Genomic DNA, 18,314 nt, shown 5'->3' on the forward strand with positions numbered 1-18,314 from the left:
CACATCGAAACCCCCATCGCAATCACATTTCTGTTTGAGATGATTCCAAAACAGAAATGAAAATTGACGCAACGTGTTCTACGAATGGGGGCAAGGTGACGATTCCAAAGACAGATAGGCCAATTCGGGTTGCGCAGTACGTCCGCATGTCGACCGAGCATCAGCAGTATTCCACATCGAATCAGGAGGATGTGATCCGGGAATATGCTGCGCGCCGAGGATACGAGATCGTTCGTACCTATGCAGATGAGGGGAAAAGCGGATTGAGTTTTTCAGGACGTGATTCACTGCAGAAGCTGATTGCTGACGTGCAGGCTGGCGCACCGGGATTCGATGCAATTCTGGTCTACGACGTAAGTCGCTGGGGAAGATTTCAGGACGCCGATGAAAGCGCGTATTACGAATATCTCTGCAAACGCACGGGAATCGAAGTTCACTACTGCGCTGAACAGTTTGAAAACGATGGTAGACCTACGTCCACGATCATTAAGAGTGTCAAACGGGCAATGGCAGGCGAGTACAGCCGTGAACTCTCTTCCAAAGTCTTCAAAGGTCAGTGCAGGCTGATTGAACTCGGATATCGCCAAGGTGGGGCACCTGGGTTCGGTCTCCGGCGACTTCTGATCAGCCATGCAGGAGAACCAAAAGCAGAATTGCAGCGAGGCGAGTACAAAAGTCTTCAAACAGACCGTGTCGTTCTGGTTCCCGGTCCGGCAGAAGAAGTAGCAGTCGTTCACAGGATTTATCAGCTTTTCATTGAAAGACAGATGCCTGAATCGGAGATTGCTGCTCTCCTCAATTCGGAAGGTGTCCGTACAGATTTGGGACGAGCTTGGAACCGGGGAACGATCCGCCAAATTCTGACCAATGAAAAGTACATTGGCAACAACGTCTTCAACCGGACTTCTTTCAAGCTCAAGAAGAAGCATGTTCAAAATGCTCCAGACATCTGGATCAGAAAAGAAGGCGCATTTCCGGCGGTCGTCGCTCCAGAGCAATATTTCACAGCCAAGGGCATTCTCCAAGAACGGAATCGAAGGGTTTCAGACGAAGAGATGTTGGAGAAGCTTCGAAAGTTGGTGGACAGCAATTTCAATCTCTCTGCTCATTTGATTGATCGTTCGGAAGGGATGCCGCCGAGTCATGCCTACCGTACCCGCTTTGGGACCCTGATCAATGCCTATCAAAGAATTGGATATCTTCCGGACCGCGATTTTGAGTATGTCGAGATCAATCGACGACTTCGTGAAGCGAGACCGCCCCTGCTAGGCAACCTCGTTGAAAGATTGACGGGTGTCGGAGCTACAGTCACAAGAGACCAGATGACGGGGTTTCTTATCGTGAATAGTGAGTATAGCGCCAATGTCGTATTGTCACGATGCCGACAAACATCATTGGGGGCACTCCGATGGAAAGTGAATTTTCAGGATCGAGTTATTCCCGATATCACCATTCTGGTGCGTATGGATGAGGCGAACGAGTGCCCTGTGGATTACTACTTGTTGCCGGTTATGGACATTCCCTCCTCGCACCTTCTCTTGTGCGAATCAAATGGAGTTTTGCTGGACACGTACCAGTTCGAGTCTTTGGACTACTTCACTTCTCTTTCAGCCCGCAGGCGAATTCAGGTGGCCGCATGAACAGAAACTTTGATCCAGAAATCCGAATGATTCCAATCAAACAGATCAACGTGATCAACCCGCGAGATCGGGGAAAGAAAAAGTTCTCACAGATCATCGCCAACATTTCCAAACTGGGCTTGAAGAAGCCTGTTACGGTGGCTCATGTCCAGGGAAAGAACGGGAGTGCCACGTACAATTTGGTTTGCGGACAGGGGCGGTTGGAAGCTTACGTTGCTCTGGGAGAAGAGCGGATTCCCGCATTGGTGATTGAAGGCAGCAAAGAAGATCTGATGTTGATGAGCCTCGCCGAGAATGTAGCAAGGCGGCAGCATTCACCAATTGAACTGATCAGAGAGATTTGTTCACTCAAGGAACGGGGATATTCCGTCGCAGCCATCGCAACAAAAACGGATCTCGGAATTGACTATGTCCGGGCAATTATACAACTCCTTGCGAAGGGAGAAGAAAAACTTCTCTTGGCAGTGGAGAAAGGACAGATTCCGATGAATATTGCCATCATCATTGCAACATCTGATGACAAAAGTGTGCAGAGAGCGATGCAGGAAGCTTATGAACGCAACGATCTTCGAGGAAAGGCCTTGTTGCGAGCAAGACGCCTGATTGAAAACCGTCGGTCCAAAGGAAAAGGACTTCGCAACGGGAGACGCAGTGTGGTTGCGCCGGCGGTTTCAACCGCGGAATTGCTCAAGACCTATCAGAAAGACACTCTCCGGCAAAAGCTGATCGTCCAGCGAGCCAAAGTGTGCAAAACACGATTGTTGTTCGCTTATTCCGCCCTGAACCGCCTTTTTCAAGATGAAGATTTCGTGACGTTGTTACGAGCTGAAGGACTCGACACTGTCCCAGAATTTCTTCTCAACAACTTTGAAATTTCAGAAGAGGAACAACCATGAAAACTGCCGTGCGAATGGCTTGTGAGGCCGCATTGATCGCAATTCCATTGGACCGAATTCTCCCTACGAGGAAAATCGATCCCTCAACAAAGAAGACCACGAAATATCGGTGTATCGAGTCCTCAATCAAAGAACTTGGTCTGATTGAACCATTGGTTGTCCATCCGAAGACAAAAGGGGCCAGCCAATACCTGCTTCTTGATGGTCATGTTCGCCACCAGATCCTTGTTGATCTTGGAATTAGCGGAGCAAAATGCCTCATCGCCACAGATGATGAAGCATTCACATATAACCACAAGGTCAACCGGCTGACCGCGATTCAAGAGCATTTCATGATTTTGAGAGCCATCCAGAACGGAGTCAGTGAAGCTCGCATTGCTCGGACGTTGAATGTGGATATCTCGAAAATCAGGCAAAAAAGGGACCTGCTTGAAGGTGTCTGCGCCGAAGCAGTGGAATTGCTTCGCGACAAGCACGCGACAGCGGGAGCACTCCGAGAGCTTCGAAAAGTGAAGCCGATGCGGCAAATTGAAATCGCAGAACTGATGTGTGCGATTCACAATTTCACAGTTGGTTACGCAAAATGCCTCGTGATCTCGACAGAAGAGGACCAAATGGTCGACCCCACAACCCCCAAAGAAATACGAGGGCTTTCGGCAGAAGACATCTCAAGAATGGAACACGAAACGGAAATTCTTGCTCGAGATTTCAAAGTCATAGAACAAGACCACGGGAAGAATATGGTCAGCTTGGTTGTGCTTTCCGGATATCTGAAGCGTCTCTTTGACAACTCCCGGGTGTCGAAATTCCTGCATCAGCGACATCCAGAAGTTGCAGTCGAACTGCAGAAAATCATGGAGTCGAAGAAGATGCTGGATGGAAGTGGGGATATTGATCCATGACTCTTAATCGCATTCGGAAATGCGGCGCTATCCGTCATCTGCAGTTCCCATGTCGGCTGATAACCGACCGATTCTGGGAATTCCGCCACGTGACGAACTTGAGTTTCACCGCCACCTCGTCGCTATATCCGTAGTTTCGAACGACTGGTTCTGTGCTTGCGGAAGTCGATGGCGATCCGAGGTGTAGTGGATCAGTGATCCGACAAGGGAGGCCACCAGAGGTCAGCTGAAAACCTCTTTCCTCCTGTAAAGATCATCGAATTACCAGCTTCCCTTGAGCGTTCCAAACCATTTCCATTTTCTTTGGCGTTGACAAAAGCCGATAGTCGGCTTTAAAGTTTGTGTATGCCAAACATCCTTCAACTTGGTGAAATTTGCAGGCTGCTTGGGATTTCCGAGCGGGTAGGTCGCTATGTCCTTGAACAAGGCTTCATTCCACAGGGGGTTGATGAAGCACCCCAGAGTGGGAATCACCGTCGGTTCGGTCCAGCACAGGCGTTTTGGCTCGCGATGGTCCTCAAGCTGAAAGAAAACGGCCTTCCTGTTCCGTTGGCGGCGACGATGGCAAATCATGGTCAGGAAGCCCTGAGGAGTGTTACTCAGAATCTCAATTGGGATTCGCGGTTCCTTCCCAGTGCAGGTCGGTTCAATACGGACCGACAGTATTTCCTGGAGGTTGGCGATAAAAAATATATCCGACTGGTGACAGACGCGAATCCCAGTGGTGGAGGTCAGTTGGAGGCTCTTCCTTGGCGAGATGCCGATGACGCCAGAAAGGTTGTCGGGCAGCAGAGTCCCTATCTGGTGATGAGGCTTGATCTCACACGGGTGGCTCATGATTTAGCCAGTGCGTTTGCCACGCATTCTGGTTTTCCGAAGGAGGGCCAAGCGGAATAGCTGGTCTCGTTTTTTTGAAAAGGTAAAGCCGATTGTCGGATTAGCTGCGTTCGCTTTGTCTCTGTGCAGTTCGAATCAATGGACAAATTTGGATCACACAGGTGGGCTGATATGCCTCAAGATGACCGAAGGGAGTGGTGCAAGATGTCTTGTCAGGTCATTCAATCGATTATGAATCGCTCACCATCCTTCATTCCGGGTGGAAAATGGCAATTTCTGCCATCGGTTGCTGGCGTACGAACACTTCCGTTTGCCGATCCTGCTGTCTTGGAGGAACTGAAGCAAGAGTTTTCTCTGGAACAACTCGAAGCAGCTCGGGTACTGGTGAAAAGCAGTACTCGGCTCGAACTGAACCCGGTTCTTGCAGGAGATGGAACCCAGGGGGTCTTCTTGCGACGAGCCAAAGATGATGCACCGTTTGATATCATTAACCAGAGTGGTTCACTGAGTAATCATGCTCCGCCATCGTTCAGCTGCATTCTCGACTATTTTACGAAATCAGTCTGTGATGAGACGAAATCGATCCTTGTCGCTTCTTCTAGCGAAGATCTTGCTGTTCTGCGTGCGCTGCAACTTCCATGCACAGCAGCGGCAGGCTTGGCGAACGTCAACGGCGATCAATTGCGATGTCTTTTCGCGGATGCGCCGGTGTTCGAGAATTGCACGCCAAGACAAGTTCCAAAGCTGCCTGTGGTCATTGAAAACTGCTGTCTGGTATTGACTTCATGGAACATCGCAGAGCTGAAGAATGAACAACCGGGCTTGGTCGCTTCGATCGTGAACCGCATGCTGAAAGCGGAAGAGGCCTTTGGTCTCGACACTTCCAATCGTCTCAAAATCTGGCGACCGAGCGAAACAGAATTCCGACGTATCTGCGCAGCTGCAGAACTTCAGGATCGAACATCTGTTCGCAATCTCATCCGTCAGAGCATGAGCTACTCGTCATGTTCTGCACGCTGTGTGGTGGAAGAGACCGCTCTTCGCAATCCGATGAATTACTCCGCCGCTCGGGAAGAGCTTCTGAAGACAATCGCTCAGACCCGGAAGTTGGGCCTCCAATCTTCGGACATCGCCAAGAAACTAGAGTCATTCAATCGCTCGTTCGACGCGAGTGTTGTTACTGCAATCATCCAGGATGCAATGTCAGCGACCGATCCTGTCGAGAGGTCGTTGCTGCTGGCTGCAGCGGAACTGATGGGGTACTGGCACAAGTCGAGTCCAATTGTTCGCGTCACACAAGAAGGTGCAAGTGGCCGCTTCCACTTGCAAGAAAAGTCATTGGATTCGGAGGAGTTGAAAGAGCAGCTGCGCGTTGTCGATGGCCTCGTGAAAATCCATCGAGAACTGACACGGAACAAATAGTCGCTCGGAAGCCATACGCGTCACTGTGAAAGGAAGATCAGATGAATCCACTCAGTAGCAACCCGCTGGAAATGAACAATCGAGACAAGAGACAGCGAAAGGTAGAGGTGATTCAGTGTCTCATCGAGCACTGTCAGCGTCCGGCACAAATGCCGCTCGGTTTTCTTCCCGTCGATAAAGATGTTTATGCCTGTCCCGCAAATCCAGGAGCGGTCGCGAGGGCGCTGAGCGAGCGGTTCTCAGCCGAGGATTTGGTGGAATCCGGTGTGTTCACTGTTGAAGAGCGTGAAGTTGCTTCTCTGGCTCCGACGCTGATCGGAGCAGGATCTTTCATTGTGCTCAGAGACGCTCGGTCCGGTACCCCCTATGAACTGCTCACACGTACGGGTTGCCTGGGCGTAGGAGCACTGCCTCTCTTTGAGATACTCCATGACGGATGCACGCAACGGCTTCTGAAGAGCGGAACCGGAGATCTGGTTGTCGCATTTGATTTGGAGGCCGTCATCATGCTTCGAGCCTGCGGGCTGCCTGCCACACTTGCCATCGGGCTGGAAGCAATGCCGCTGGACGATGTCAGCCGGTTCTGTCAATCATTTGGATTGGAATGCTCCGGAATTGATCAGGAGGAAGAGTGGCGAGATGAGAATGGAAATCAGTCGGAAGATCATCCCGGCGACCGGATTCGTCACCGGATGCGAAATCCGGAAGACAAAGCGAATGCCGATCTGATGAATGGAACTTCTCCCTCCGTTGATTTCCATGAGGAAATCTCTTCCGGGCAGATGGAGCCTCAGTTGGTTCTACTGGGCTGGATGCCGCTGGAGCTTGCTGATTCTGTGCCACTGTCACTGAAAGCCGTCGTGGATCGCCTTCATGATCTGCAGCGTTTCCTGGGTGTCGATCTGTATGGCATTCGATTCTGGGAAATGGACGGTGAACCCCTGGAACGCCTGCGATTCATCGCTGCGAACCAGAATCCTCAGATCTTCAAGAAGGCTTTACAGGATGCCGTCGTAGATGTTGCCAATAACATCGCGCATTTCGGTAAGGAAAAACCGGTGAGAATGGGACCACCGAACGATTTCGTGTCCGCACTCATTCGGTTGCGCGAATATTCGGCTTCGCAAGGGGGGATGCCATTCGTGGATCCATCTCAGCGAAACAAGGCCTGGGGAGATGTTGTCAGATTTCTCGACCAGCAGGTGATCAATCCTCTCCGTGAGTCAGCCCTGGCGGATGATGATCCTCTCAAAAGAAATCTGCTACTGCTGCTCGCCGAACTCAGTGGAAGTTTTCATCTCCGCTCGATTTCGTATTGTGAGCAACTCAGCGATCGGATGATGAATCGCGACAATGTACGTAGCGATGAAGTGTCGGAACGGAATATCAACAACCTGATGGCCATCGCCGATCGAATGATTGGCGCGGCGAAGGCGGTGCAAGGATGTCATTCACCCAAATTGACACTGACCCGGACCAGAATTCTGGCCTCTCAGGATTTCCTGCGCTTGCCTCAATCCGAATAGAGGCCCGTGACCTGAAACATTTGGCGGTTCAGGGTTTTGTGTGCGAGGAGCGGCGAGGTCGTAATGTCTATTACAAGTTGCGTTTTCGCTCTGGCGGAAAGCAGGTGGTCCGTTACATAGGAGGTGCGGACCGGGCCGGGATGGTGACGGAGGAACTGGCGAGACTTCAGGCTGAGTCGAAGCTCATGCACGAACTCAGAACCGGGGTGAAGATCGCAAACCGGATGATTCGCGAAGCGAAACGGGCGATCGAGCCTGTACTGAAGGAAAGCGGATTTGTGTTTCATGGATTGGCCGTTCGGAAACCGCGTGTGCGACATCCGTGAACAACGGGCCATCCGAGTTTTGTTGAACTTTGAGGAGGTTGTTTCCATGGAAGATCATTCTCAGCACAACGGATCAGGAACTTCATCCGATGAATCTTCCGATGCCCCGGCGAAACCACGTCATCCGGTCAGTTCCCACGAGGCCCGGCTGAGCCGGGTCCTTGATTATCAAGCCAGCTCGCTGGAGAAAAAGGATCCGCTGGAAGCCAATCTCGGGTCCATCAACAGCGGTTTGATGCGTGTCGCACTCTGGCTGGACGAAACAATCGAACGGGCCATGCAGAGTGACTCGCCCAACGTCGAACGGCTTTCGGGAATCTTGCCGGTGATTGAGACACATCTGCGTGTGACCCGCCAAGTGGATCGTTTTGCACAGATTGAAGTGCGTGCCCAGGAGGCTCGCCGGCCGAAGCCAAATAAGGACAACCACGGCGTACCGCGTCCATACGAAGGGCATCGTGATCAGGCTCAAAGCGAAGATTCTGGAATCTGATACCCACATCACAGTCACAGAAGTGTTTTCGAAGAGGGCTGGATAAGTCGAAGCGTGTTGTGGATCACGCCCCATAGCCAAGTCGGTGAACGATGTTCCGGCCGACGGACAGCGGATCTTGATTGCCGGTATGGACTGGGGTGGAGGTGCGGTTTCTCGCACGGTATTGACGATCGATTACATGCGGGATGATCGATTTATCGTGGTGTATCTTGAGCATTTCGCGGCCATGGAAGAACCGAATGTGATCCTTCGGCAGATCGCTCAACGTTGCCGCACATTCCAAGTCATGGCGATTGCGGCGGATGGTGGTGGCAACGGCAGCGTTTACAACAATCTGCTGCTGAATGATCTGCCAACGGTTTCCGGGCTGTATACCATGATCTATTCGGGATCTGGCCAGACACCTCAGCAGCGGATGGGGAGACTCTGGATGTGGACGATTGGTCGGACCGCGTCGATTGGAATGGTGTTCACGCGGATCAAAACCAAACGGATCGATTTTCCACGACTGGAGGATTGTCGAGCGTTCTTGCCAGAGATCTATTGTGAAGTGGCAGAGCACGACAATGAGCAGCGCACTATCAAATACACCCATCCGGAAACTCAACCGGATGACACGGTACATGCCATCAATTACGCCTCGACGCTGGCCCGTCGGTTTCTGGATGGACAGCGGGTCTACGGCAACTGATTTGGCGGGTTTGGATTAGCCCACTCACAATGGCCCAAATGCCCGTGACAATTTTTGTGTCAGAAACACGCCCGGTGGCCAGGTTCTATGTCAGAGGCGTGACAACAATTGTGTCGGAGAAAGTGGAATTCCCAGTGTTTCAGGGTGGTCGCTGTGACAACATTTGTGTCAGGCACCATGAATTCTCGTCTGACATCAATCCTGTCATCTCGAACAGATCATCTGTCGCGATTTGGCAGGATTTTTTCATGGTTGCGAATTATCGGTCACCTTTAGATTCCAGGTGAATTTTGCTCGCGTGGCGTTGGATTGAGATGAGCTTGTTCGTCGAAGCCGCACTCCGGGTGCTGGCTTGAGCCCTGCGGCGTTAGGTGAAGTTCAGTTAATGAACCACATTTCAACAGAGCAATTCCTTCTCAACTGCTGTGGAAGAAATACGAATACGGTTTCCGGTTCTGGATTCGGTCACACCGAAAGCTACTGATCGACATGGCAGGAATGTTTCGTGCCGTTGCTGACGCTGGACGAGATGGACTTGGCTGCTATTCGCGTGATTATCGTCGAAAACAAGGTCAACTGACTGACACTGCCTTCGCTCCCGCGAACCCTGGCACTCGGAGGACTGGGTACGCTGTCACAGATCTTCGGCTACTCAACTGGTTGCGGCAGGCCATGAACTGGTTTTGGGGAGACATGGCCTTTCCCGAGACGCGAAGTCTTATGATGGACCATAAGTCATTACAGTTTGGAAAGTGAAATTGATACGAAAGGGAACTGGTCGGGCTATGGAAAGACCGACTGGATTGACGGAATCCGAGGAAGCAGCATTTCTGGAATGCCAACGTGAGAATCTTCGAATTGAACAGGAACACTTGCCACAGTGGTATGTTCATACGGCTTTTAAAGAAAGATTCTCCTGGAGATGACCGGCCAAGTTCCCCTTCGTTAATTCACTTTAGCGTTAGCAGGATTTGTAGACGGTCTGATTCACGTGAGTACAGATCGGATAGTGAAACAACGGATCATTTGCAGCGAACACTCGCCCAATGATCCAGCCTATGAACGCACCGGCGCAGACATCACTCGCGAAATGAGAAGCGGTTTCAATCCGATTTACTCCCACCAGCACTGCCAGACACACAAACAGGGTGCGGCCTTTGGGGTACATTTGACAAAGTACGACACTGAAGGCCACGGCACATGACGTGTGGGCACTCGGAAAGCTCTGGACGCTGGAACCGGAGTAAGTTCGCGACATAAATTCCAGAAAGCCACAATCGGTGACCGTGGAGCTGAAATCAAAAGAATCCGGTCGCGTCCGAGGCACGCAGAGCTTCGTGAGGTTGCCGACGATCCCTGCCGACCATGCGGCCGTTGCCAGACGCGGAATGTCATTTCGACGCGGAGAATCCAAAGTTGCGATCAGCAGAAATGCGAGCAACTGCCCATAGGGCGTTCCAAATGGCTCCGCGATGTCCAGAATCTCGTGAATCACTCGATGCTCCGGGCAATGTTTCACCCAGGCGGCCAAGGGGACATCGACATAGCAAATGCAGAAGATCACCAGCGTCGTGACCGTGGCAAAGACCGTGACACAAATTTTGGACGAGGATGAGACTCTCTTGGTCGAACAGATTGGTTTCGTAGAAATCATGACTCACCGGATGACAGAGGGAAGCATTACCAGATCTTGAAGTAGGCAGGCAGGATGTTGGATTCATGCAGATCTGCGATGACGTGGACCAGGGCTGCAAGGGCCATGAACCAGAAAGCATCCGCGATGTTCTTCCGCATGATGTGAGGAAACATCGTGTACGCTTCTGGTTCCTGATACGTGCTCAAACGAGGCCAGAACGCAGAAATCGTTCGCCGATATTTCTCGAAGTCTCCGGGATGCGTCGCTGCGAGACGATCCTCTTCGCAACGGATGATCAGGGGATAATAAGCAGCAAAAAAGACGAGCATCATGAACGGGATTGCAAGTGTCCCTGAACAGAGTCCAATGCCGAGCATGCCAATCGCACTGAAGAAATACAGCGGGTTCCGGCACATCGAATAGGGGCCAGTCTGAATCAGAACCTTCGTCTTGTAACCTGAGATGAACAGATTGCACCATGTTCGTCCCAGCATTCCGATCGAGGCCAGGCAGACTCCCATAAAAAACAGGATCTCTCTTACCATGCCGTTATCTGGCCATTGGCTGCCACTGAGGAGTAATAAACTCGCGACAGAGAAGCCGAAGAAGATTGTGAGAGGTCGCCGTCGCCGTTCGATGGAGCGAGAGAGTCGTCGTGAATGAGAGGTTCGTTGATTCGAGTGAATTCACGGAACACCTGTTGTTAAGGGGGCTAATAGATCTGCTGCAATTACTAGAAAACTCGTACTTCAAGGTAAAAAGAGAGCCGAACTTTTCAGTCGGACAATCCTCGTTCTGTTTGCTCGTGATGTCGCGCCTGAATGGAGAGTTCGTGCAGTCGAGTACGAGTTTCGTATGGTTCGAAGTCTCTGGCGGGAATCTCGAAAGTTCGCAGCACGTTTGCCGACCATTGTGGCCACGGGGACCATCGGCTCCGCGAAGACGCCAGAGCATCCAGAGGGACCCAAACGAACCACACTGTAACTGCCAAAACGACAAGTAGAAGTGACGCCCCTCTCCATTGATAACGATGAGAAGTCGGCAAAAGAGATTCTCCTCTGTCCAGCAAACGCCGTCCTCGTAAGGCGATAATGCTCGCTCCCCGTCCAAAGAACAGCGTTGCTCCGTCCGTTTCTTCGGACAGACCACGTTCTGCCACGGCGACAAGGGCTTTCAGGTAACAGACAGTTTCCTGCTGTTGAGATACTGCGGCATCATCACAGGCATACTCGCGGGCCAATGCGGACTGCCGAGACGCCCACCAGACTGCTGGATGGAACCAGAACGCCGACATGACCAGCCTCTCCATAAATAATTGCAACGGATGTCCGCTGCGAAGGTGCTCGAGTTCATGACGGGCAATTAACTTGATTTGATCGGGAGGAAGTTCCAGCAGGAATTCCGGAATCACGAGGTGGGGATGATGCCATTGGCAGCAAAATGGACTTCCCAGATGGCGGCTGATCAGGAGTCGTACGGGACGATGAATCTGTCGCGAGTTGTGATGTTGCGAGATCGGATCAATCGATGTCAGTAATTCCATTTCCTGTTCATTTGCGACCCGACAAGACTTCAAAAATCGAAAAGCACGTTCCCACTCGCGAATAAACGAAAGGGTCGAAACAGAAGTTCCAAGGATCCAGATCACCAGCAGACTCCGCCCGACAATTGCTTGCGTGACGACAACCTGTTCGACAACGTGAGGAGAGAGGAGTTGCCAGGGGACGGGAGCGCGGAAGTGCGGCAGCACCATTCCGGTCAATGCCACGAGGAGGAGCAGCAGGTGGCAGGTATTCCACAAGCGGCATTGCAGGTGAGGTGTTTCTACGATTCGGCACAGCCACGATGTCATCCCGACAATGAACGCCGCCTGAATCGACACCGAAATCAGGAATTCCAGGAACTGGGCAGAAGTCATTTCTGGCCCTCCAGTCTGGCGATGGCATTCTTGATTTCCGCCAGATCAGACCGGGAAATGTCATCATCCGTAATCAGATTAAGCACGAGCGATTTCACCGAGCGTTTGGACAGATACTGCTTCAGTTGCCCCAGCATGCTCTGACATGCTTCTTCTCGTGAAATACAGGGTTCATACACGAATGCCCGTCCAATTTTTACTTTCTGAACAGCCTGACGCTTGACCTCCAGAGTCTTGAGAATTGTCATCACAGTCGTATAGGCCAACGGACGGGCCAGAGAATCGCAGACGTCTTGCACAGTGGCCTGACCGCGATCCCAGACAATATCCATGATCTCTAACTCGCCACGGGTCAGATAAACCACAACATAATCCTCTCTTGTTCGTTGCCTGCTCCTGTTCGATACGATCTCGAACAGAGGCAAAAGTTAAATGAGCTATCGGGGATCAAAGCAGATTCCCAGCAAACTCACGTTGTCCTCTTTCATGTCACTGATGGCGACGAGCCATCTGCTGATAAAGAGTCGAGTTGACTGAGTTTGAAATCCCTCGAACATGCCCATCGCCGAACAGAAAGCCACTGACTCCCGTATGGCGGCTTCCAAATTCACATTCGTCGCATTGCTGACAATTTGGAGCTTCGATGGCGCTCCCGACCACGCGGCATTCAGCATCTTCATCTCGATGATCAAAGCCGATCCATGTCGCGGGGAAGAAGGAAATTGAACGTTCGCCAACGATGAAGGTATTGCTCAGTCCACGTGTCAGTTCTGAAAACCGAACTGGTCTGCCGTTAATGAAGGCACCTTCGCCAGGAGGGGTTGGATGAATCTCGTCAGGTTCTGATATTCCGTAGACACCAACATAGTTCGCGCTCGGGAGCGTCATGTAAGGAGCACCTGAACTGGGCGTGGTCAATTCGAACAAAGCTGGTGCGACGTCAGATGGGCAGAGGAACAAAGACAACGAGGTGATACGAATTTCGTCGTAATGGTCTTTTAAAGGAAGACCTCTGTTGATGGTGTCGAATGTGGCGCGATGATCGAGAAAAGGAAGAAGAGAAACCGCCCATCCGTAAGCAGATTGGCCTGTGGGATCATGTTGCCATGCTGCTGGGAGACAGGCATGAATATCATGGTAGTTGTGAAGAGCCAGTCCGATTTGCCGGAGATGATTTGTGCATTCGACACGGCGGGCAGCTTCCCGAGCTGTCATCACTGCCGGCAGCAGAAGAGCGATCAAGATGGAGAGAATACCACTTGTGACCAGCAGTTCCAGGATTGTCAGCCCTCGCCGTTTCGAGGACTTTTGACAGCCGAGAATTGGCCGGGACATGTTGATAATGGAATCCTTTCCAAAACATTTGAGTCCAGCGTTGGCGTCGACCACTTTCAGTCGTGGTGCTGGCATGTGTAATGAGACTGAAATACTATCTTTGTAGGAATTGTGTCAAGAGCAGCTCACATTGTGCTGGCGGATCACACGTTATCCCGCAAGTAGGAGAACTCACAATTCCAGGGATTCGTCATTCACTGGAGGACAATGCTGCTGTGTGGTTGCATGGCGAGGACACAGATGGTCCATCGACAGGATCCGCCTGAGGATTTTGATTCCATTTCAGGAAGACAGTTGCTGTGCCGAAAATCTACCCGGCGGCCAGCTTTTCTGAAGGAGTCGGGACCGTTATTCTGTCTGAAAATCGGGGACTCGCAGTGATCAGTGTCGTCGGGATGATAACATTCTGTCTGATGCCACTGATTGGTTCTGTAGGCCCCATTTTGCTCGGGAACTCGGCACTGGACCGGTCAGATTGTTCATGACCGGAATCTGTCGGGCAGGCACCCAGGAGCGCGCGTCGCTTCGGGCGAGGATTTGAAGACATGAAGTTAACACTCAGCGACGTTCAAAAAGTCGCCAGATTGTCTCGGCTGAAACTGGCTGAAGATGAACAGGCGCGCTACGTGGAACAAATTGGACAGATCCTCAACTATGTGGAACTGTTGAACGAAGTTGATACCGATGGCGTCGAGCCGATGGCCCATTCGGCGGAGTTGACGAACGTCTTTCGAGCCGATGTTCCTACTCCATCTCTTGATCGTCAGGCGGCATTGTCGAATGCTCCCAAGTCTGATGGAAAATACTTTCTCGTCCCTCAGATTCTGGAAGGGGCGTAACACATGTCGTTGATCTCCAAATCCGTTACTGAATTGGTTGGCCTGCAGAGCCGTGGTGATACAACTGCCGTGGCGATTGTGCAGGAGCACCTCGACCGCATTCAGTCTGGCGATTCGCAGGTACAGGCGTTCCTGGGACATGACGCTGAAGGAGCACTTCAGGCCGCTGCTGCTGTCGATCAGAAGCGTGCGGCAGGTCTTCCGCTGGGACGCCTCGCCGGTGTGCCTGTTGCCATTAAAGACAATCTTTGCGTCACTGGATGGAACGCCACCTGTGCCAGCAAGATGCTCGAAAACTTTACTGCTCCTTACGACGCCCACGTCATCGAGCGGCTGAAAGCTGAAGATGCGATTCTGATTGGTCGAACCAATCTCGACGAATTCGCAATGGGATCATCCTGTGAGAATTCTGCGTATCAGCAGACTCACAACCCTTGGAATCTGGAGTGTGCGCCAGGCGGCTCCAGCGGTGGTTCAGCTGCTGCCGTTGCGGCAGGGATGGCTCCGATTTCACTCGGTTCTGATACCGGGGGATCGATTCGTCAGCCAGCTTCGTTCTGCGGGATTGTTGGTTTCAAACCGACCTATGGGCGAGTTTCTCGCTATGGCTTGATTGCGTTCGCCAGCTCACTTGATCAGGTTGGCCCATTCGCTCGAAATGTCAGCGATGCTGCATTGCTGTTTCAGTCGATTGCCGGGCACGATGGACGTGACTCGACGTCTGTTGAGGCTCCTTTAGCCAATCTTTCTGAAACTTTAGACCAGCCGTTGCAAGGGTTGCGCATCGGGATCGTTGACGAACACTTCGGTGATGGAGTCGACGCCGATGTCGTTCATTCCGTGCAGGCCGCTATTGACGTGTATCGCAGTCTGGGAGCAACCGTCACACCAGTGAAGTTGCCGAACTCCCGATATGGTGTCGCGGCTTACTATGTGATTGCTCCGTGCGAAGCCTCCAGCAATCTGGCTCGTTACGACGGCGTCCATTATGGGCATCGCTCTCAGTCATTCGGCAATCTTGTCGAGATGTACGAAGCGAGTCGGGGAGAAGGGTTTGGCGATGAAGTCAAACGCCGGATCATGATCGGAACTTACGCGTTGTCTTCAGGGTACTACGATGCCTATTACCTGAAGGCGATGAAGGTTCGTCGCAAGATTTCCAATGACTTCACAGAAGCGTTTGGTGAAGTGGATGTCATCCTGACTCCAACCTGTCCGACACCTGCGTTTCGGATTGGCGAACTGGCTGCTGATCCATTGCAGATGTACCTGAATGACATCTACACCATCGGAGCGAATCTGGCAGGATTGCCAGCTGTCTCGCTTCCTTGTGGAATGAGTTCTTCGGGACTGCCGATCGGGATGCAACTGCTGGGACCCGCCTTCGAAGATGAACGGGTTCTGCGTGCGGCTCGCATGTTTGAACGGGCGACCGACTGGCACACGAAGCGTGCGTATTAGGCCGTGGATGTTTCGTCTCACTGCGACGAACATTCCCGCTTGAAGATCTAAAGAGTGAGTCCCAGAACCCGGGATTCACTCTTTTTTTATGATCTCGGTCTAAAGACGGCGTGGGGGACGCAGACGGGAGGACGATGAAGAATCGCTTCCACGCCAGCGTTCAACATGACTCATCCCCTGACCGGATGACGTTCCTTCCCAATCGTTCGACTTCCAGCGGCCAGTGTGTCGATTGACGTTCTCTCCTTTGAAGAAGAAGAGTTGATCGGCCGAACGCCATGAATTGGTGACTTCTTCCGGCGGTCTGATGCCTAGCAGAGACTTGCACGTGTGCACCAGGAACAGAGCAATCAGGAACGTGATCACCATCACCAGTGTGAATGGGATCAGCAGTACCCCCATTTCAAAGACGTGTCTGGTACTCTCAAAGATGGGTTGCCAGAAGAGGATGGTGATGAGAGTTCCGAGGCTCAGGTATGGCCCGTACGGAATCATGTTGTCCATCGGTTGAACACTGCCAAACAACCGCTGCGAGAAGTTCCAGATTGCCATGATGGCGACAACGGCGATGGCGCACGCTGGAGCAATGAAAAAGGCGATCACCGTCGGTTGCCATCCCAAAAAGGCTCCGACCATCGCCATGAGAACGACGTCTCCAAATCCCATCGCTTCCTGTCGAAGCACGAGGAACCCCATGAGTCGCACCAGCCAGACGATTCCTCCCCCGACGATCAGTCCGACGATGCTGACCGCGAACCCGTGCAGATGCGGGAACTGCTGAATCCAGTCCGCGACGGCCGGGCCTGTCATGTAAGGCTGCATCCAGACCGGTGCGATGGGAGCGAACGAATACTCCATGTTCGGGCTTTGGAACCAGACTGGAACCAGATGAATTCTGGCGATGAGAGTGCTGGCAATCACCGCAAAACCCATCGCTGGAAGTGTTGCTCCGTCCGGAATAATGCGGAGGTCGAAGTCGATCATCGTAGCGACGAGCAACGCTTCAATCAGCACAAGATGACAGGCGCAACGCAGAATGACGAACCATTCCGGGGAGAGGGGGCCGAGACCAGGGAAGACCTGCGGGCCAATGTCGCTGTAGACGCAGCTGTCGACGAGAGACTGGTTCCATCCAAATGGAACTTCCATGCAGACGACGAGCACCCATAGACAGCCATTGAAGAACTCGATCAACGGGTATCGTGGGGAAATCTGCATTCGGCATTGGCGGCAGCGACCACGCAGTTTCAGCCAGCCAAAGATCGGAACATTGTCGTGCCAGCGGATATTCGTTCCGCAACGGCGGCAATGTGATGGGCGGTTCCAGAGCTGTTTGAGCTGATCGAAGAAGCGGTCCTGAGTTGGAATGCGGTAAATGCACACATTCAGGAAGCTGCCGATCATCGCGCCGATGATGAAGACATACGGCAACACGATCCAGCTGGGAATATCAAGTTGCAACGTCAGTGTTTCGGCGGCGATCATATCGAGCGGAACTTCATCAGCAGAAGGGATACGAAATCAGAGCCGAGCAGCGACTGATCTGATCATGATGTGATTTCGGCAGGCAATTGCTGCACGATTTCATCGACGATCGCACTGGGAGTCCGGTTCTCTGTTGAGATGATCATCGTGGCCGCTTCCTCATAGAGCGGGGTGCGTGCTGCCAGAACCTCTGTGATTTCGGAAATGACGTCTGTTCCGGTCAATGAAGGGCGTCGACCGAGTGTTTCAGGGTCAGCAGATAAACGCTCCACGATGGTTTCGACAGGTGCCACAAGCCAGACAACGGGGCCGGCATTGCGCATGGCGTTCCGATTGCTGGCATTCAGAATCGCACCGCCGCCAGGGGAAACAACAGTCTGGTTGTTGTTGAGGACAGAGCTCAGCGTGCTGGATTCGAGAGACCGAAAATACGGTTCCCCGTGCTGTTTGAAAATCTCGCTGATGGAGAGCCCGGCGTTGCGTTCGATTTCGGGATCGATATCCACAAAGTTCAGGTTCAACCGTTCCGCCAGCGCAGCGCCGATGGTTGTTTTGCCAGTTCCCCGACATCCAATGAGAGTGATAACCATATGTGGCTGACAGAATGGAATCAGACGCGAGCACGACAAAATGCTCAGGACTGAATGTTCGGAAAACGTGACACCTGAATCGAATTCAGACGAAAATGAGAATAACGAATTCGGACGTGGTTTTCAGTCTGAGACGTCATTTCCAGAGAATTGTGATGTCGCTCACAATCGCCCGAACGGTTGATCGTGCATGCAGGCGGGTGTCCCTGAGTCATGGAAACCCGCACTTTTGCAGGTCGAAAACCGTTCAAAAATCAGAGAACTGGGCGGAATCAGCGTGTTGACAAGTTCCTTCCGGGAAGAGACCAGTTTCG

Annotated in this window: 18 protein-coding genes; 11 read left to right on the forward strand and 7 right to left on the reverse strand. The window is 52.2% G+C overall.

The genetic code is table 11. The annotated features are described in order from the left end of the window. Nucleotides 1–56 precede the first annotated feature (56 nt). From SH527x_RS15490 to SH527x_RS15530, 9 genes are all read left to right on the forward strand, one after another. Nucleotides 57–1,640, forward strand: coding sequence for a recombinase family protein (locus SH527x_RS15490; protein ID WP_437191587.1), 1,584 nt, complete (start codon nucleotides 57–59; stop codon nucleotides 1,638–1,640). 26 nt (nucleotides 1,641–1,666) lie between these two features. After that, complete coding sequence (locus SH527x_RS15495; protein ID WP_437191588.1) at nucleotides 1,667–2,536, forward strand: ParB/RepB/Spo0J family partition protein; 870 nt, start codon at nucleotides 1,667–1,669, stop codon at nucleotides 2,534–2,536. Then, nucleotides 2,533–3,438, forward strand: coding sequence for a plasmid partitioning protein RepB C-terminal domain-containing protein (locus tag SH527x_RS15500; RefSeq protein WP_437191589.1), 906 nt, complete (start codon nucleotides 2,533–2,535; stop codon nucleotides 3,436–3,438). The genes SH527x_RS15495 and SH527x_RS15500 overlap by 4 nt, the downstream gene beginning before the upstream one ends. A 345-nt stretch (nucleotides 3,439–3,783) precedes the next feature. Continuing rightward, nucleotides 3,784–4,335, forward strand: a complete 552-nt coding sequence (locus SH527x_RS15505) for a MerR family transcriptional regulator (protein ID WP_437191590.1) — start codon at nucleotides 3,784–3,786, stop codon at nucleotides 4,333–4,335. A gap of 144 nt (nucleotides 4,336–4,479) precedes the next feature. Beyond that, a complete protein-coding gene (locus SH527x_RS15510; RefSeq protein WP_437191591.1) occupies nucleotides 4,480–5,697 on the forward strand; it encodes a hypothetical protein in 1,218 nt (405 codons plus the stop codon). Nucleotides 5,698–5,738: 41 nt separating this feature from the next. Further along, the gene (locus tag SH527x_RS15515) at nucleotides 5,739–7,223 is read left to right on the forward strand and encodes a hypothetical protein (protein ID WP_437191592.1); all 1,485 of its coding nucleotides are present in this window, start codon (nucleotides 5,739–5,741) and stop codon (nucleotides 7,221–7,223) included. A gap of 104 nt (nucleotides 7,224–7,327) precedes the next feature. Then, nucleotides 7,328–7,549: a hypothetical protein gene (locus tag SH527x_RS15520; protein WP_437191593.1), complete on the forward strand. Its 222-nt coding sequence runs from the start codon at nucleotides 7,328–7,330 to the stop codon at nucleotides 7,547–7,549. Nucleotides 7,550–7,595: 46 nt separating this feature from the next. Then, nucleotides 7,596–8,042, forward strand: a complete 447-nt coding sequence (locus SH527x_RS15525) for a hypothetical protein (protein WP_437191594.1) — start codon at nucleotides 7,596–7,598, stop codon at nucleotides 8,040–8,042. Nucleotides 8,043–8,127: 85 nt separating this feature from the next. Next, nucleotides 8,128–8,736: a hypothetical protein gene (locus tag SH527x_RS15530; RefSeq protein ID WP_437191595.1), complete on the forward strand. Its 609-nt coding sequence runs from the start codon at nucleotides 8,128–8,130 to the stop codon at nucleotides 8,734–8,736. A gap of 961 nt (nucleotides 8,737–9,697) precedes the next feature. Here the strand turns inward: SH527x_RS15530 and SH527x_RS15535 are convergent. The 5 genes from SH527x_RS15535 to SH527x_RS15555 form a co-directional block, all read right to left on the reverse strand. Next, nucleotides 9,698–10,390: a phosphatase PAP2 family protein gene (locus tag SH527x_RS15535; RefSeq protein ID WP_437191596.1), complete on the reverse strand. Its 693-nt coding sequence runs from the start codon at nucleotides 10,388–10,390 to the stop codon at nucleotides 9,698–9,700. Between the two features lie 26 nt (nucleotides 10,391–10,416). Then, complete coding sequence (locus SH527x_RS15540; protein WP_437191597.1) at nucleotides 10,417–10,917, reverse strand: methyltransferase family protein; 501 nt, start codon at nucleotides 10,915–10,917, stop codon at nucleotides 10,417–10,419. 230 nt (nucleotides 10,918–11,147) lie between these two features. Next, on the reverse strand, nucleotides 11,148–12,290 hold the full coding sequence (locus SH527x_RS15545) for a M56 family metallopeptidase (protein WP_437191598.1): 1,143 nt from the start codon (nucleotides 12,288–12,290) through the stop codon (nucleotides 11,148–11,150). Further along, nucleotides 12,287–12,655 carry a BlaI/MecI/CopY family transcriptional regulator gene (locus SH527x_RS15550; protein WP_437191599.1) on the reverse strand — a complete coding sequence of 123 codons (369 nt, stop codon included), beginning with the start codon at nucleotides 12,653–12,655 and terminating at the stop codon, nucleotides 12,287–12,289. The genes SH527x_RS15545 and SH527x_RS15550 overlap by 4 nt, the downstream gene beginning before the upstream one ends. A gap of 124 nt (nucleotides 12,656–12,779) precedes the next feature. Next, entirely contained in the window at nucleotides 12,780–13,700 is a 921-nt protein-coding gene (locus SH527x_RS15555; protein ID WP_437191600.1) for a DUF1559 domain-containing protein, read from the reverse strand. A 470-nt stretch (nucleotides 13,701–14,170) separates the two neighbouring features. Between SH527x_RS15555 and gatC the strand changes: the two genes are divergently transcribed. Both gatC and gatA read left to right on the forward strand, forming a co-directional pair. Next, entirely contained in the window at nucleotides 14,171–14,464 is a 294-nt protein-coding gene (gatC, locus tag SH527x_RS15560; RefSeq protein WP_437191601.1) for an Asp-tRNA(Asn)/Glu-tRNA(Gln) amidotransferase subunit GatC, read from the forward strand. 3 nt (nucleotides 14,465–14,467) lie between these two features. Continuing rightward, a complete protein-coding gene (gene gatA, locus SH527x_RS15565; protein WP_437191602.1) occupies nucleotides 14,468–15,925 on the forward strand; it encodes an Asp-tRNA(Asn)/Glu-tRNA(Gln) amidotransferase subunit GatA in 1,458 nt (485 codons plus the stop codon). Nucleotides 15,926–16,024: 99 nt separating this feature from the next. Here gatA and SH527x_RS15570 read toward each other — a convergent pair whose 3' ends face one another. Together SH527x_RS15570 and aroL are read right to left on the reverse strand one after the other, a co-directional pair. Further along, nucleotides 16,025–17,410, reverse strand: coding sequence for a prepilin peptidase (locus SH527x_RS15570; protein ID WP_437191603.1), 1,386 nt, complete (start codon nucleotides 17,408–17,410; stop codon nucleotides 16,025–16,027). Nucleotides 17,411–17,472: 62 nt separating this feature from the next. Continuing rightward, a complete protein-coding gene (aroL, locus tag SH527x_RS15575; protein ID WP_437191604.1) occupies nucleotides 17,473–18,000 on the reverse strand; it encodes a shikimate kinase AroL in 528 nt (175 codons plus the stop codon). Nucleotides 18,001–18,314: the final 314 nt, after the last annotated feature.

It is taken from the genome of Planctomicrobium limosum, from assembly GCF_051465645.1.
Taxonomy (GTDB): Bacteria; Planctomycetota; Planctomycetia; order Planctomycetales; family Planctomycetaceae; genus Planctomicrobium.